Annotated in this window: 14 protein-coding genes; 6 read left to right on the forward strand and 8 right to left on the reverse strand. The window is 46.8% G+C overall.

What is annotated here, in order from left to right:
- The coding region (locus HQM11_15815) for an AAA family ATPase (GenBank protein ID MBF0352498.1) at nt 1-110 on the reverse strand (110 nt) is incomplete at its 3' end.
- A gap of 405 nt (nt 111-515) precedes the next feature.
- On the opposite strand from HQM11_15815, the gene HQM11_15820 reads away from it, so the two are divergent.
- From HQM11_15820 to HQM11_15840, 5 genes are all read left to right on the forward strand, one after another.
- Nucleotides 516-2,096 (forward strand): hypothetical protein, encoded by a 1,581-nt coding sequence (locus HQM11_15820; protein MBF0352499.1) that lies wholly within the window; start codon nt 516-518, stop codon nt 2,094-2,096.
- Nucleotides 2,086-3,138, forward strand: coding sequence for a sel1 repeat family protein (locus HQM11_15825; protein MBF0352500.1), 1,053 nt, complete (start codon nt 2,086-2,088; stop codon nt 3,136-3,138). Before HQM11_15820 ends, HQM11_15825 begins: the two co-directional genes overlap by 11 nt.
- A 144-nt stretch (nt 3,139-3,282) precedes the next feature.
- Complete coding sequence (locus HQM11_15830) at nt 3,283-3,732, forward strand: hypothetical protein (GenBank protein MBF0352501.1); 450 nt, start codon at nt 3,283-3,285, stop codon at nt 3,730-3,732.
- A gap of 45 nt (nt 3,733-3,777) precedes the next feature.
- On the forward strand, nt 3,778-5,619 hold the full coding sequence (locus HQM11_15835; GenBank protein ID MBF0352502.1) for a hypothetical protein: 1,842 nt from the start codon (nt 3,778-3,780) through the stop codon (nt 5,617-5,619).
- Nucleotides 5,616-6,620 carry an SUMF1/EgtB/PvdO family nonheme iron enzyme gene (locus tag HQM11_15840; GenBank protein MBF0352503.1) on the forward strand — a complete coding sequence of 335 codons (1,005 nt, stop codon included), beginning with the start codon at nt 5,616-5,618 and terminating at the stop codon, nt 6,618-6,620. Before HQM11_15835 ends, HQM11_15840 begins: the two co-directional genes overlap by 4 nt.
- A gap of 165 nt (nt 6,621-6,785) precedes the next feature.
- Here the strand turns inward: HQM11_15840 and HQM11_15845 are convergent, their stop codons facing one another.
- A complete protein-coding gene (locus tag HQM11_15845; GenBank protein MBF0352504.1) occupies nt 6,786-7,682 on the reverse strand; it encodes a hypothetical protein in 897 nt (298 codons plus the stop codon).
- Nucleotides 7,683-8,118: 436 nt separating this feature from the next.
- Between HQM11_15845 and HQM11_15850 the strand changes: the two genes are divergently transcribed.
- Complete coding sequence (locus HQM11_15850) at nt 8,119-10,860, forward strand: PAS domain S-box protein (GenBank protein MBF0352505.1); 2,742 nt, start codon at nt 8,119-8,121, stop codon at nt 10,858-10,860.
- A gap of 267 nt (nt 10,861-11,127) precedes the next feature.
- Here the strand turns inward: HQM11_15850 and HQM11_15855 are convergent, their stop codons facing one another.
- The 6 genes from HQM11_15855 to HQM11_15880 all read right to left on the reverse strand — a co-directional run bounded on the left by HQM11_15855 (nt 11,128) and on the right by HQM11_15880 (nt 16,842).
- On the reverse strand, nt 11,128-12,387 hold the full coding sequence (locus tag HQM11_15855; protein ID MBF0352506.1) for a response regulator: 1,260 nt from the start codon (nt 12,385-12,387) through the stop codon (nt 11,128-11,130).
- 612 nt (nt 12,388-12,999) lie between these two features.
- Complete coding sequence (locus HQM11_15860; GenBank protein MBF0352507.1) at nt 13,000-13,389, reverse strand: response regulator; 390 nt, start codon at nt 13,387-13,389, stop codon at nt 13,000-13,002.
- A 94-nt stretch (nt 13,390-13,483) separates the two neighbouring features.
- On the reverse strand, nt 13,484-14,047 hold the full coding sequence (locus tag HQM11_15865) for a hypothetical protein (protein MBF0352508.1): 564 nt from the start codon (nt 14,045-14,047) through the stop codon (nt 13,484-13,486).
- Nucleotides 14,048-14,050: 3 nt separating this feature from the next.
- The gene (locus HQM11_15870; protein MBF0352509.1) at nt 14,051-15,193 is read right to left on the reverse strand and encodes a tetratricopeptide repeat protein; all 1,143 of its coding nucleotides are present in this window, start codon (nt 15,191-15,193) and stop codon (nt 14,051-14,053) included.
- Between the two features lies 1 nt (nt 15,194).
- Nucleotides 15,195-15,947: an outer membrane protein assembly factor BamD gene (gene bamD, locus HQM11_15875; GenBank protein MBF0352510.1), complete on the reverse strand. Its 753-nt coding sequence runs from the start codon at nt 15,945-15,947 to the stop codon at nt 15,195-15,197.
- Between the two features lie 7 nt (nt 15,948-15,954).
- The gene (locus HQM11_15880; protein MBF0352511.1) at nt 15,955-16,842 is read right to left on the reverse strand and encodes a response regulator; all 888 of its coding nucleotides are present in this window, start codon (nt 16,840-16,842) and stop codon (nt 15,955-15,957) included.
- Nucleotides 16,843-16,989: the final 147 nt, after the last annotated feature.

Below are 16,989 nucleotides of genomic sequence, written 5' to 3' on the forward strand. Positions count from 1 at the left end.
TCAAGGACAGGAATGAATTGTGTTTTGTCAACGTAATAGCGGTTTTCATTACGGATGCGTTCAAAGTCGGACGCACCGTAAGCGATATTGCGAACACCGGGTTTGAGCATGAAACCTCCTGATCAGATTGAGAATGAATCAATACTCCTCTTGTAACCTTAACCCCCGAACAGCGCAAGCAATGTTCTCCCGCAAAAGATGAGGTTTTGGTGTGTCAAGAGTGTTACATCTTGAAAAACGAAACAGGATTCATGTATCGTTTGCCCGCAACGTGAATCATCAACAGGCAAATACGTACCCGATCAAAAGTTTTCCACCTGTGCAGGTGGTTTGAAAATGAGCCACCAAGAACGCCAAGAACACGAAAAAAAGGTTTTTTATATAAATGAAGTCCTCCGTGAAACCCTGGTTTTCAAGTTTTCTGGTGCATATTCCCTTTTTTACTTTGTGTTCTTCGTATACTTCGTGGCTAAAAAAATACCTGCACAGCTAACAAAATTTCAGGACTCCTCCCCATGCCGCTATTGGTCACTCAGGCCGACAGTAAAATTTCAGGATTGATACTGGCGTTATTTCTTTTCCTGTGGACATGGGCCTCATGGCCTGTTCTGACCATGGACGTGCGGAACGCGCATGAAGCGGCAGTGCTGTGGTCTGATGAAGGCCGACATATTCGCACTCTGGAAAAAATGAAATCTGAAAAGACTCTGGAACTGCTGCATCCCGCCTATACCGGCGGATATCCCAATTTGTCATTTCTGGTTACAACTGTTGTGGAATGGTGGCCTTTGTCTGAAATGAATCCTGTCATCACGGGTTCCCGCATCACGTCCTGGGGATGTTCCATCTTGATGCTAGGGACTGTTTTCCTGGGTGTCTGGCGGTTGTTCGGGCACTGGGGCTGGGGATTGGTCGCAGTCCTGCTGACAGGAACCCATCGCTGGATACGTTTCTTTGCCGTGACCTTGCACCCGGAACCACCCATGCTGGCAGGAATCACCATAGCCCTTGTGTCAGGAGCTTTTTATCTGCGGAATCCCCGATTTCATTATCTGGGATGGATGGCCGCCGGGTCCGCACTCGCTATTGGAAGCAAACTTCAGGCATTGATGTTGATTCCATGGATGGCGGTCATTGGACTCACCGGACTTTGGAAAAGTCGTCAAACTTCAGCACAGGTTGTCATAACCTGGGGTATGGGTGCTCTCGGAATCTTTCTTGGTGGTTTGCTGTTGATCACGCCCTGGCAATTGTTGCATCCGCAACGTCTGTGGGAGGGCATCCAATCCGAACGGAATTTTCAATCCATGAACCATCTCGGCGTGACGGAATGGCTGGAATATATCACGTCCAATGAACTCCTGGGAATCCCGTATTCACTGCTGCTGTCAGGTTTTATCGCAGGGATGCTGTTCCAGTGTTACCGCACGTCATGGAATCTTCGAATCTGGCTGGACAAACCTGAAAATGCCCTGTTTTTTGGTAGCCTTCTCTGGGTCTGTGTCAGTATGGGGCATGTGATTCTGAGTGTGAATGTTTTGATCGCGCGATACGTGACACATGCGGTTCCCGCCTTGATGCTGATGCTGACAACGGGGTTGTTCCGGGCCAGAAATTCGCGATGGCCCAAAGGGCTTCAGGCAATGATCCTCCTGTTGCTGATCCTTGGATTGCAGCAACAAGCCAAACACACCCAGCGTGATTTTGACCGTAGACTTCAGATGTCAGAAAAAATTGCCGGAATCAGGCAGGTTATGAACGAAATTCAGCATCTGGTTCCGCACGAGGCGGTTATTCTCAGCCCACGGCTACAGTTTATTGAAAGCTCCATATTTCCAAAGGCGCTGGGCATGGAACCCACAGAATCCGTGATTCGTGAAACCAGGCCTGAATTTCTGCTACTGCCGGATGATTATCTCCGTTTGTTGAGAAAAGAGGGCGTTGCTGAAAAAATATACACGCAAACTCCGGAATATGTGACAAAAGCACAATTCTGGCATAAGCTGAGGGAACATGGTTTTTACGGACAATTCCGTGTTTATCGTTCCTGGCCTGAAGCAAATATCACCCTTTATCAGCGGAATCATGCGGACTGATCATTGTTATCAAGGAATTCTTTACCGACTATGGACATGCGTTGTGTGCCTCATTGTCGCGGGATCATCGTTGTATGCGGAAGATTGTTTTGTGCTGGTTGACAAAGCACAGGGAGTTGAGCGTTCGGTGGTGGAAATGATGGCTGTCGCACTGATCAGTGAAAATATCCGACCGGTCAAACCTGTGACTGCCGCCGCTGAAATCAAACAGGACCAATGTGTGTACCGCGTCGAGTTTGACAGCACCGCTTCAGGCTCAACCCTCACCTTGAGCGGTAAAACTCAGGCCTCCGGGACATCGCCCAAAACAGGAATTCTGGGATTGAATGAAGCCTTGATGAACGCTGTGAATGTGTCACTCAAGTCGGCCCGGAACGCGCCAGAATCAGTGAATCCTTTGGTTCAGGAAGGAGACGACTGGTTTTATGGAAAGAAAAGTTATAAGGATTACACCCAGGCCGCAAAGTGGTATCAGCGCGCCGCGGAGAAAGGTGTTGTGGAAGGACAGAAAAAACTGGGCTATCTTTATCTGAACGGACTCGGTGTTCCGCGGGAATCAGAAACAGCGTTCAAGTGGTATCAACTCGCCGCACAGGCAGGCGATCCGGAAGCACAAAACAGCCTGGGCGTTTTATATCAGTATGGCAATGGCGTCACACTCAATTATCCGCAGGCATTATTCTGGTACATCAAAGCCACCGATCAAGGCAATCCGGACGCCCAGAGCAATCTGGGCTATATGTATCTCAATGGCTATGTTGTCAAAAAAGATCCAAAGACCGCACTGTCGTTGTTTCTGAAAGCCGCGGATCAGGGAAATTCCCTGGCCTTTGCCTACATTGGTTATTGTTATCAAATGGGCTATGAGGTTTCAAAGGATGACATCAAAGCTGTGGAGTGGTATCGAAAATCCGCTGAAGCCGGCAATCCTTACGGGGCTTCAAGGCTGGCGTATATGTACATGTATGGTTATGGTGTCGAAAAAAATCAGCAGGAAGCCATGCGCTGGTATGAGCGAGCCTCACAAAAGTCAGGGGAATAACAACGAAGGGGTATCTGACGGACACACGTAGAGATGCGCTATAGCGCGTCTCTACAGAACAGCGGGTCAGAATTTTTTCAACGTTCTGTCTTCACTTTGAAAAAAGCAGGCAGTTTCACAATCACCAATGAATGAAGAGGTACAATGCACAAGGTTGATGAGTCATGGCTTGAACAATTGTCAGATGATGAAAAAACATGGCTGGCCATTGCCATGGCAGGATTGATTGTTTCAGACGGCGTCGTGGACGCCAGCGAACTGGAGTATCTGGGAAGCACGATTGCGTTTGTCAAAAATCCTGACACCATCAAACAGATCATTCAACTGGTGCGTGACCGTCGCCTGCCACCGATGAAAAATCTGAATGTTTCAGGATTGCTGGCGTATCAGATGCTAAAAACCCTGTCTGTCGTTGCGGTGGTGGATAAAAAATTTTCCAGAAATGAAGCAGAATTTCTGAAAATCGCCGGAAATCGCCTGGGACTGGACCCGCCATTTATTGAAGAAGTGCTGAAACTGGCCAAAATTCAGGTTCAGTTTCTCCGGGAAGATGCCCGGTTGAACGAGATTGCCAGTCATATTGTCAGGCAGTGACACTCGTAAAAATATTTAATAGGCATCCTCTGGTTGCGTTCAATTATGCGTTTATTCTCAACACCTCTCATTACCATTTTTATTGTCCTGACCGGAATTCTAAATTTGCGTTCCGGTGTGCTTCTTGCCGCTGAATCTGTCCAATGCCATGCAGTGGCTGAAACTGATTTTCCGCAACAGTTGGAACAACTCCGCAATGAACAAGGTTTGCCTGTTTCCTGGGAGGAATATCAACGCCAGACTTCTAAAACCATCCTTGAGCTACAGCCGGTTCGCCAGACACAAACCCTTGCGATAAACACGGTTGAGGGAAAACAGGGCACTGCCACCCTGATCAATCTCAACCCCGTAATCAACATCTGGTTTGTCCTCAAACTTAAATGGAACGATGATTCCATCCAGGAATATCATCTTGAAAATCCCTTTCCAAAAAAACAGCTCTTCAAACTGCTCGCCGCAAATCCTCCGGAGTTCCAGTTCCAGACAGCCAGCCAGCAATGTTCTTGTGATTTGTGGAACTCCGCTTCCGGCTCTGAATTAGCAAACGCGATAAAGCGTAATCGGGCCTATGAGGGACTGTGTGGAAACAATGTGTATTTGCGGAATAAAACAGAAGGCAACAAAACCAATCTGGAAATCGTGACAGACTGGTTGAGAAATAATGTCTGGGCTGGTGAAGAAATTGTGCGGTTTGTCAAAAATCAGTTTTATCAGGATGCGTTTCTCCAGACCTCAAAAGTCATCGAATCCCAAGCTGGAGAGCTTGTGTCTATCGTGCCGTCGGGGCCGCTCCCTCCAAAAATCAATCCCGACTATCAGGGGTACCTGCTGAACGCTCCTGAACGTGGTTTGCGGTTGAGTGCCATGACAGGCTCTGAACTGCTGGTTGGAGCGTGGTATCCTGTGCAGGATCTCCCCGGTGTTTTCCTGAGTGTTGTTCAGCCTCAACTTGTGGCCCAAGACATCCTTGAAAAGCAAAAAAAACTGACCAATCCCCTGGATGAAATCGAAAATGAGGCTCTGGTCTATATGGTGGCTTTTGATCTGAATCAACTGGAAATGGGATTTGCAATGGGGACCGAACATCCCCGTGTGGATTGGTCAGAACGTGTGCAGGACGAGGTGCTGGAACGTTCCCTGCCCGGACCAGATGGCATCGCAACGGTGGCACCCCTGGCTATGACAGGCAGAGTTCCTCCCTACAGGGTGAAACAGACAGTTGCCACGTTTATTGGCGGCTTCAAACGCTTGCATGGCGCATTCAAATGGGGCGAACTGGCTAAAACAAATCATGGCCATCACTATGGTTTTATCGAGAACGGCGTCATTTTGAGCAAATTGCAACCCTCCCTGGCCACCGTGGTAGTTTATAACAATGGTCAGGTTGCCTTGAAAACATGGACGGCAAGAGAAGATCAATTTCTGCCAACCATCCGTCATGCCCGTCAAAACGGTGTTCCCTTGATTGATCAGGATGCTACCGGCAACATCAAACCGGGAGCGTATGTCAAAAACTGGGGGCAGGGAAATTGGTCTGGTTCCGCAGAACAACGGTTCCGCACCTTGAGAGCCGGACTGGGATTTCAGCCCAATAAGGGAAAAGGATTTTTGCTGTATGGATTGTTTACCGGAGCCACAACTTCGGCCCTGGCAAGAGTGTTTGAGGCGTATCAGGTCAACTATGCCATGCAACTGGATATCAATGCGCTGGAACACACCTATCTTGCGGTTTATCCCTTGAAAGATGGACAATTTGAAGTCCAGCATCTCATCAAGGGCATGGATGTGCTGGATAAATCGCACAAGGGACAGACGGTTCCACGGTTTATCGGTTTTTCTGACAATCGTGATTTTTTTTATATGTTCCGGAAGACGGTGTCACCATGAGTAAATATATTCTTATTTTTTGTTTGGTATTTTTTCTGACGGCCTCATTATGTTCGGGACAATCCCGAATTGCGGTGACAGCCGAAAAGGAACAACTGTTTCTGCGAATACAACAGAGCCACCATTTGAATGAGTCGCAAACAGCCGCCTTGCGTCATATTTTTTTCCGATCTCCTGTCCTGAGTCAGGGAAATCCTGCCATCACCCATCACCCTGTGACACGGTCTGAATGTGAACAACAGCGCAAAGATTCAGGCTTGATCTATGAAAATCCCGAATTTGAGAAAATTTGCGGGTCGCCCTACATGGCGCCGTTATATGATCCCTCTAAAAACAGACCAGAGGAGGCAAAAGCCTGTGTGGATCAGTTTGAGTTTCCTGATATCCCCTGCGAATACCCCGTCGTCTGGGTACGCGCAAAGGAAGCCGCTGAAATCTGTTCGGCAATGGGCAAACGCTTGTGCGATGCCCATGAATGGGAAGGTGCCTGTGCCGGCGCCCTGGAAGACGCGGATTATCGTTTTGATCTGGTCAAGGAACAGACTCTGGAAACCTCCATCCGGCAGATGCGGGAAGCGCATAACCGCAAACATGGCCCACATAAAAACTGGAGCTATGGTTCTCAATATCAGACCGGGATCTGCGGCGCAAACAGCGTCAAGGATGAAAAATGCGAGGGCGGACAATGGAACACCTGTGGCTCCAACACCTATCCCACGGGTTTTTTTGCAAAATGCAAAAGTCTTTCGGGGGTGTATGATCTCAATGGCAATGCCGCAGAACACATGAATCTGCCTCTTGCGGAACAGCAGATGAGTAGCAAGGGTAGCACCCAACTGGGATATACAGAAATGAAAGGAAGCTGGTTTATTTTTGACAAATACAAAGCCCATGAAGACTGGTGCCGCTGGCGTGCTCCTTTCTGGCATGGCTCAAAAGTGATGGACCCCGACAGCCATCATAATTACCATCTGGGTTTCCGTTGCTGTAAAACGCTATAAAACTTTTATTCAGACTTACATCCCCCTAACCCCCTTGAACCAAGGGGGAATTAATACTCAGCACCATTCAGAATGCTTAAGTTGACGACATTGGGCTACCATTCCCGGTATCGTCCTGCCCGGTTCGCCACTCACTGGCTAAACGATGACTAAGGCCACAATTACCTACCGCCGCTGAACGGTCAGCATACGATCCAGATGCGTTATGATTCCTTCATCACTCAAAACCGGAGCCAACAGGGGATTTTTCAGAACATCCCTGATGTTGTAAGCTTTGTCATTGATCCACATGGTTTGATAGACCAGCCGGACTCCATGGCTGTAATCCGCGTATTCCGCGCCATGAAATGTACTGAGTGGTTGAATCGGAACCCCATCCGGTTTTTGCCAGCCATAAATGGCGATCCTTCCCGGACGTTTATTCAATAAATTGGTCAAGACAATGTCCTTTTTGTGTCCGGCTGTCAATTCTCCCAACGCGCAACCTTCTTTATTCCTCTGAGCCTTGATGTCCTGCTGGTGTTGCCAATAATATTCAATGGAGCGCATCCTTGGTCCCGGTTTCATGGTTTGTGGTTTCAATTGACAAGTCGCCTGTTCATAAATGATATCGACCATCCTGGGTGTGGGCAAAATGAAGCCCAGGTCATCGGCAATTTCAATGGCTGTGCTATAATTCAGCGGAATCCTCAGAAAATCTTTGTCACTGCCAATGGCCAGATAATCAGGCATGACCCAGATGATGGCCGTGAGAGTTGCGCCTTCCGGTGTGATGTAGTTAAAACCTACAGGTTTCAATTTTCTCATGAACCCCGGAAGGTTTCCCTGTCTCAGTTCCACCAGTGCCCTGCGTTGCCGTTCGGAGGCCAGCATATCTCTGGTGATCTCAGCGAATTCTGCACCGGTGACAGCATCGTTCGGACGTCTTGAGATTTGAAAGGGAAAGGGACTGGTTGTCGATTTGTTGCCGAAAACAGCAACAATCGTTTGTTCCGCCTGAACGGCAAAGGCTATTAAAACGGCAGTGACAATCAAACACAGGCAACGGAGGATGCATGACATACATTTAACAGGAAGGTCGGAACATTTGCGATTTCCTGCGGAATCGTATTTCCGACGTGGATTGAATACTTCTGCAAGTGGACATTTTTCCCGCTGTAAATAATTTGGTGATGAACTCCTGTGGCCCTCCACGATGTCATCCCCGGGAAAACGGGGATCCAGGAGTGCGCCGATGGATTCCGTGTCAAGCACGGAATGACACCGTGCGATGGTTTGATTCGGTTGCCGTCACCAGAAAATTTAAAGCAACCATTTTTTTTGCAGGAATTCTCACCATATATGCCTGCTTCACAGGCATTGCAAGCGCTCACTTTTACCTCGCTGGTATTCAGTATTTTTCCGAATTTTCCGAAGAAAATCATTGTTTTCATAGTCCTGACTTGTTATGGTTTTTAAAAAATGTGTTCAGTCTACTTTTTTCTTTGAAGGAAATGCCATGAACAAGTGTCTGAAAATAGACAGGGAAAGCGAACTGCCGTGGATTCAGGAATATCTGGATATCATGCCTACAATTCTCGTTGTGTTGAATCGTGATGGCTCAATTCATCTGATCAACAGGGTCGGCTGTCAAATGCTGGGTTATACCGCGCAAGAACTGATTCATCAGAACTGGTTTGAACTGTTTGTTCCGGAAGCCTTCATGGAAGGCGTCCAACAAACTTTCGCCAGTTTGATGGCGGGGAATGTTGAACCAGTCCGCTATTATGAAAATGGAATCCGGACCAAACAGGGCAACGAGGTGATCGTTGGCTGGCATAATGACGTTTTAAGAGATCACCAGGGCAATATCACTGGTCTGATCAGTGTTGGTGAAGACATCACGCTACGCAAGCAGGCAGAATCTCAACTGCTTGAAACCAGGAAAAATCTGGCTGAAGTTCAGACTCTGGCAGGGATGGGAGCATGGGAATTTATCCCAAGCACCAGGGAATTCAAAGGATCTGATGAGTGGTGGAAACTCCATTATCTGGATAAAGACACACTGTCCGTGGAAACTATCATGTCTATGATGCATCCTGAGGACAAAGCCTCTGTGATTCCACGGATAAATGACTTTCTAGGTTCTGAAGGCGACACCATCAATATTGTGTTCAGACATATTCGTGGCGATGGACAAACAATCTGGTTGAGGCTTAAAGGCAAAACAATAAGAGACGAAAATCAGAAAATCATCAAAAAAACCGGCTTTGCTCAGGACATCACTGAACAGCGAAAGGCTCAGGAACAACTGATATCGTTTTTAGAAAATTCTCCGGACGCGATGATCCTGACCAATCATCTCCATGAAATCATGATGTTCAATCGTGCCGCGGAACAATTGTTTGGTTACAAACGGAATGAACTGCAAGGTCTGAGTTATGAAACCATCATTTCTCATGAACTTCAGATTGAGCAACTGGAAGCCATGAGTCCATCAGAGTCCATCCTGTCTGACATATTGTTCCATTCAAAAGATAACAGTTATGAACTCACCGGCATCCGCAAGGACAAAACACGATTTCTTGCTGAAATAACCATCAATTCTTTCGGTACTGCTGAAAACCGTTCGACGGTGTTGGTTGTACGGGATATCGGGCCCTATCATGAATTGGAACAGGCCGTGCTGGAAAATCGCAAGAAATTTGAAAGTATTTTTGATAATGTCGCTGAAGCGATCATCGTGTTTGATTTGAAGAGCCTGCAAATTGAAGACATGAATCAGGCCGCCTTGCAATTATTCCAGATTGCCCCGCTTGAAGACCTGAATCATGCTGCCTTGGGGTTATTCCATGTTTATCAGTTTCCCCGTTCCAGTTCCCGGTCCATCATGGATCTAGTGGCGGAAAAATCGGAAATTCTAAACTTGCAGTTCCACATACAAACAGGGGTCTATCAGCAAGAGCCGATAAAACTGATCATGACCAGGAATAATAAAACCAATTTTATGGTTTCGTTTAAACCGTCTGTCATCAGGATCAGGGGAGTGATAAAAGTGGTTGCCATGATCACCGATCTGACCCAGGTTATGCAGGAAGAGGCCAACCGTCGCAAAAAAGAAGAACTCGCCAGGCAGATGCAGAAACAGGAAACCCTCGGGTTGCTTTCCAGTGGTATCGCGCATGATTTCAACAATGTGCTGATGGGCATCCTCGGCTATTCGGAACTCCTGTCCGGCATGATTAAGGAAGGCACTCCGGAGTTTTCATTTCTGGAGGAAATTCAAAAGGCCGGCCTGCGAGCCGCGGATCTGGTGAGTCAGATTCTGAATTACAGTCGCAGTGATGATGTGGATATAACCGCGATGGATCCCTTGCCGATTTTCAAGGAATCCACAAAAATGATGATGGCCACGTTTTCCAAAAATATAAAAATTGAGATCCGGCATGACAGTCCTGTGTCCATGATCAGGAGCAATCCGACTCAGTTGCAGCAGATTCTGATAAACCTTTGTACCAATGCCGCACACGCCATGGAACAAACAGGCGGGATCCTGCGAATTGAACTGCAAGAACGCCATTGCACCAGGCAAACGACCCCGGCTCTTCCGGAAAATGGCAATTATCTGGTTCTCAAAGTGCAGGATACAGGATGCGGTATCCCGCCTGATGTGATGAAAAATATTTTTGATCCCTTCTTTACAACCAAGCCCCAGGGCAAAGGAACGGGACTTGGCCTTTCGATTGTGCAGAAGATTGTCATGAGGCAGAACGGACTGCTTGAAGTGGAAAGCGAAGTTGGCAAGGGAACACGGTTCACTGTGTTTTTTAGAACCGCTCTTCCGGAAACCGTTTCAACAGTCACTGATGAATTTGTTGATATTTCCGGAAAAGAAAAAATTCTGTTAGTGGATGACGAAATCACTATTATTCAATCGTTGAAGGAGGGCTTGAGCAAGAAAGGCTATGAGGTCATTACGGTTGACAGCAGTGTTGAGGCCATCACACTGTTTGAAAAAAGTCCGTACAGTTTCGATGCGCTTATCACTGATTTTGACATGCCGGTATTGAATGGCCTGGAGTTAAGTCGGAAAATCAAAAGAATCCGCCAGGATATCCCGATCCTGATGATGTCTGGACTGGCGGATACCATGGACATGGAGGAGGTTCAGGCTGCGGGTATCTCGCTGAAACTGTCTAAACCGATCAGCTTTAAAATTCTGTTCGCCAAACTTCGCCAGTTGCTGGATCAGGTATCTTGAGGATGGGGTTGCCGGGTTTGGTCTCAATATGTCATCAACTTAAGTATCCAAAATGGTATTGCGAATCAATTCCCCCTTGGTTTAAGGGAGTAAGGGGGATGTAATTCTGAGGGTTAAATCCCCCAACCCCCTTTGAAAAGGGGGATTTTCTCACAGGTAAGTCCTGATATTGAACCTGATCCCGGGCAGACACACAGGTCTGCCCCTACAGCACAAAACCCTGATCGGGAAACAAATCCAGGACAGGGTTATAGCCAAAAAGAAACATCATCTGTTTTTTTGTGATTCACAGCATTGAAGATGGTAGGCCACAGCATTGTCCTGCGGGCACTCCCTCAGCAAACTCCGGAAAATCGCGATGGCGTTATCCCATTCCTGACGATGAGTCGCTTCTATGCCTTTCCGCATGAGTTGTTTTGATTTCAATTTGTAGTCCCTGATTTCAGGAGGATCCGGGTTGAATATTTCATAAACCCAGATCGGTGCCTTTTTCCCTTTGACACAAACCCAGTCGAGTTCCCTGAACAAAAAAGAGGGCTCACTACGGATCTCCTCAATGACCGGTTCACTCACCACCAGAGAGACTCCATAAATTTTAGTCAAACCTTCCAGCCGGGCGGCAATATTGACGGTGTCGCCGATAACGGTCGAATCCATACGGTCCTTGGAACCTACCGTTCCGACAATGACAGGCCCGCGGTGCACACCAATCCCGATCCTGATGGGGACATAGCCCGATTGTTTGCGGTGAATGTTGTAAGTTTCGAGAACCCTGAACATATCCAGCGCAGACTGAACCGCTCTGAAAACCTCACTTGCGGGCGATCCGGAATCCCGTTCAAAGACGGCCATCACCGCATCGCCGATAAACTTGTCAATGAATCCCCGTTGTTCATGGATCGGCACATTCATACGACGAAAATAGGCATTGAGAAAATTCAGCAGTTCCTGCGGGCTTATTGTTTCAGCAAAGGGCGTGAACGAACGGATATCCGCAAACAGAATACTCATCACATCCATTTCCGCATGTCCAACCTCAATGTTTTCCATGCCATCTCTGGCAATGCGTCCCAGAAATTGTCTGGGAACAAACTTTTTGAAGGTTTCAACCTGCTTTTGCAAGGTGCGATGCATGTTGTATTGTTTCAAGCCTTTTTCCACGGTTAAAACCAGATCCTGCTGATCCCACGGTTTGCTCAGATACCGGAACAGGTCGGCGTTGTTGATGGCATTGACTGCTGATTCCAGAGCGGCCTGGCCGGTGAGCAGGATTTTAACGGCGTCAGGATGGGATTGGTGAAGATCGACCAACAACTGATCTCCGGAAATACCCGGCATGATCTGATCCGAAATCACCATGGCCAAATGATCCTCCGGACGCAGATCCGCCACGATTTCCAGTGCTTCTTCAGCACTTTCCGCAAATTCAAACACATAGCCTGAAATTTTTTTGCGTAGCTGGCTGTCCAGTGAGTTGAGAACCATCTGTTCATCATCCACACACAGAATTATCGCATTCTTGTTCATGTTCGCATCACTCTTCGCAAGTTTGAGGGATTGTGGGAAAGGTTCTTGTTGTCTATGACGTTTTAAGACAAATTCGTAAAGATCTTTTTACCTCAAGAGTTGTAAGTTTTCAGTTATCAGCCTTCAGCTTTTAGTAAGTTATTGAAATTTGAAGTTTTCTGCTCGTGCCCTACGTCCCGTGGGGCCAATGTCATCAACTTAAGCATTCTGAATGGTGCTGTGTTTCAATTCCCCCTTGGTTTAAGGGGGATAGGGGGATGTAATTCTGAGTGTTAAATCCCCCATGCCCCCTTTGTAAAGGGGGATTATCCAGCGAAGAATTTCTAAGTTGACGACATTGCCCGTGGGGCACGTTATCCACCAGGCGAAGCTCTGCTTCGCACCCACCGGAGGTGGGTCATGGAACGGTTACGAACGGGATGTTCGTAACCAGAAGTATTCCCTGTTATTTTTTGAATGTTCCTAAGGGGATGGCGATTGAATACTGACGAGATGCCTGGACTCACTGAGTTTAATGCCACAAGCACGACAAACGATAATATCTTTTTCTGCTTTGGCAGGATCCCCAAGCCGGGTTTCCTGCTGATTCTGCACAAAACAGAACATGGGATATTATTTTTTGATTTTTGACATGATGTCCTGAATTTTTTCTTCAAGCGTGGCAGGACTGAAGGGTTTGACGATGTAGCCATTTACTTTGTGTTTCGCCGCGGCGACAATGTTTTCCTTTACAGCTTCTGCCGTGACCATCAACACCGGGATATCCTGCATTTTGGGGTCAGCCCGGATTGCCTTGAGCAAATCAAGTCCACTCATCTGCGGCATATTCCAATCCGCGACCACAAGGTCAAAATTGGCAGTCTGCATTTTCCCCCAGGCCTCACGGCCATTGGCCGCGGTCGTGATGTGTGAATATTTGAGTTTGAACAACATGCTTGCAATAAGTTTCCGCATATTCTCAATGTCATCCACCACCAGAATATTGATATCTTTGTCGGACACGTTTCCTCCAGATTATGATTAGTTGGTGATCTACAATTTTTCAGATTTCTGAATTCAATTTTCTCTTGTTGCTTCGATCATGATGAGCAGGATTTCATTCGCTTAACAACTGTTCATCATCGCTCTGGATATTTTCCTGGGTCATCAGCATCCGGATGAGTTTGAGTCCCAGCGCATAAACCGCGGGTTGCCTGGCATCAAATTCATGGAACGTATTGCCATTGACCAGCCGTGTTTTAACAGGGGCCCCAAACCGGGATTCCTGTAGCAACTCCCTGGCTCCTACGACAAAAAACTGATTGCTGTAGTCATAGGCGTCAGTGCCCGCGCCATAGGCCATGCTTTTTGATTTTGTCACGACATCCGCGCCGACAATCAGCAGATAATGCTTGTGCGATTGTTGGGTGACCACTTCAATCTGGCAGGCAAGCGTCCATTCCGATTTTGGTAAAATCCGTCGAATCTGTTTTTGTTCTTCCACATGATTCAGCACCAGGCTGATGAGTTTTGACATTTTTTGATAATCGGCCCCCATCTGTTTCTGGACAACGACCACCCAATGTTTGTATTCTTTTGTGGAGGGCGCCAGCCAAGGCGAATCAATGTTGTCTGAGCCCAGATATTTCACACGAAATTTAATACTTTGTTTTGTAGCCATAAGCTATTGCCGTTCAAGTCGTTGAAGATCTTTTTCAGCGTTATTGCCAGCAGCGGAATCGGGGAATCGTTCCAGGAGTTGTTTATAATAATAGCGGGCTTTTTCGGGTTTCCCTTGTTGTTCGGCAATTTGGCCCAGCATATAAATCGCGTCAGGTGTTTTATAACCCTGCGATGTGGGACGGTGTTCATATTGTCGGAGAATTTCCCTGAAAGCTTTTTCTGCGGCCTCCAGTTTTTCCAGTTTGAACCAGGCGTGTCCAATCCAGTACCAGGCGTTGTCACTATCCAGATCATCAGGAAACTGACTGGTGAAATTCTGAAACACCTCAATCGCCTTGTCGTAATCGCGTTGTATGATGGATGCCATGCCTTGATTATACAACCGCTTCACGCCATTGACGCGTTTCAGTTCCCGCGGCGATTCCGGTTCGTTGAGATCAGGGTCCTCGAACGGTTCCTGTTTGGATTCAGGCGCCATGGACATGGAATCATTCAAGGGTTTTGCCAGGATGACAGGCGGTGGAATCTCTTCTGCCGGACGTGTTTTATCGACCACTTCTTTTTTAGGCGGAGGCGGCATGGGTTTGACCAAATCGCCATTCGACACGTTGCCTGCGTTTTGTTTCTGTGCGTTTTGGACCGCCATTTCCTTTCGTTTTTCAGGAAACAACGAATATTCCACGACCGCTGGTCCCTCAGAAGGCGGTGCGGGTTGAACAGGGGCTGATTGTTTCCGCGTTGCTGAGGATTCCATCGTGCTGTTGATTTCCTGAAGCTCTTTTTTCAGCGAATCCACGTTTTTTTCCAGTTTTTGAAGCTGGTCTTCCATGGCTTTTTCCAGAAGCGAAAACGTGGTTTCCCATTGTTTGCGATGATCATCCAGCGTTTGCTGCTGTTCCATCTGTCTTGCCGTTTGTTCAGCGAGTTGCTGGTCTACCTGCTGAACATCATCCCGCAACTGAACATAGTCCACCTGCAATTGTTCCAGCATTTCCTGGTAATGCTTCAAGGCGGTTTCTTCAGGCGTAGGGGTTGGTGCGGTTTGTTCTGCTTTTTGAGCTTCGGGTATGAATGACGAGCACGATGACAGAAGCATCATGCTGATGAAAACCCGGATTATCAGCCTTCTGTAAACATGAACCATATTAACTTTGTGTGTGGTTTTCCTGTTTGTGATGCTTGAGAACGTTTTCCATTTCCCGGGCAAGATGGGGTTGCTGGTTTTTATAATAGGCCTCAATCAGTTTTTGCGCGACTTCATCATACCGGGGATACTCCGGAAAGTACTTAAGCAGATACCGATAACGGTGTATGGCCGAATGGTAAGCTTCATTTTTAAAATAGAAATTCCCAACCAGAAACTCATATTCCGCAAGATCAGCTCTGGACTTGAGCAGATACGCATAGACATCTTTCAGATAAATATTGTTGGGATATAACAAAAAGAACCGCTGATAATCCTGAATCAGCCTTCGATTGGGTTCCATGTCCCTGTCATATTCACGTTCTCTGAAAAAAACGCCTGTAAAGTTTCGTTGATAATTCAAGGAAATCAACTGATGCAGAACGTAAGGTGTGAGATGACTGTTGGGATTGAGCGTCAGAAACATCCGATAACCGCTTTCGGCCTCAATCCAGCGGTTTCTGCGAAAGTTCAAATCACCCATTTTCAAATAAGCCAGGGTTGCCAGTTGTGTCCCGGGATGCTCTTCAGTCACCTTTTTAAATTTGTCTTCCGCTTCCTGATACAATTCATCGTCAAAAGCCATCATACCCGCCTGGTAGATTTCCAGAGCAGGTGTTCTGACAGATTCCTTGGTGTCGCTACAGGCGGATAGCAGAAAAATCAGGCTGGTACAGTAGATGAGACGTTTCAATTGTGTGAAATTGATGGTCATAACAGCTTCAACTGGTTCGTTTTTTATAGCGGACCATCGTAATTTCGTTGCCACGTTCGTTCCAGAAAACCTCATCCATGAAATTCATGATCAGCAAAATACCACGACCACTGACCTTGAACAAATTTTCAGGATCTTTGGGGTCTGGAATGGAAGAATAATCAAAACCACGGCCATCATCCCGAATCACATATTTGACAGAGTTTCTGGTGATTTCAGTATGAATATAAACTTTGCGGGCCTTGTATTGCTCTTCAACTCTCCGGCGTTCGCCTTCCTGCCGGAATTTTTCGAATTTTTCTTTTTTCAACTCGGAAGAAATTTCAAGGTTTCCATGAAACATGGCATTTTCCACGGCTTCTGAAAGAATAATGTTCATGGTGAACAGATCTTCTTCTTCAAGCAGTTGATAGGACGGAAGGTTTCGTGTGATGAAGGAAACAATCTTGTTGATGTATTCAAAATCATTGCCGATTTCCAGGGTGCGGGATTCGAAAACAGAATTTTCGAGGCAGTAAACACTGAACCGGGAATCGTCCATCAAACTTTTAACACGATTGACGCTTTGATTCAGTTCACTGTTTTTGAGAGGTTTGGTTAAAAAATCACAGGCACCAAGATTCAGGCAGGTCAAAATATTATCGGAATCTCCATGGCGGGAGATAATCACAAAGGGAAGATGCGCATTGAGCCGTTTCAATTCCTTGAGAAGTTCAATTCCCCCCATTTTAGGCATGGTCAAGCCGGCATAAACCCCGTCATGATGGCCTTTCTGGTATTTTTCCAGGGCATCGACTCCATCAACAGCCCGTTCGTAAGTATGCTGATTTTCCTCCAGAAATTTCGCCAGGGTATCCAGCACTTCAACATTGTCATCGGCAATCAGGATATGCATGCAACCTCAACATCAACAAATCATCAGAACCACGGAAATTTGAGCAAAAAAGCCACTTTGTCAGCTTTATTCAGACAGTAACGAAAAGCATCGGGGAATACAAGATTTTTATCTCAACCTGAAAACAAGAGAATTTTATGATTAAAA

It is taken from the genome of SAR324 cluster bacterium (assembly GCA_015232315.1).
In the GTDB taxonomy this organism is placed as follows: domain Bacteria; phylum SAR324; class SAR324; order SAR324; family NAC60-12; genus JADFZZ01.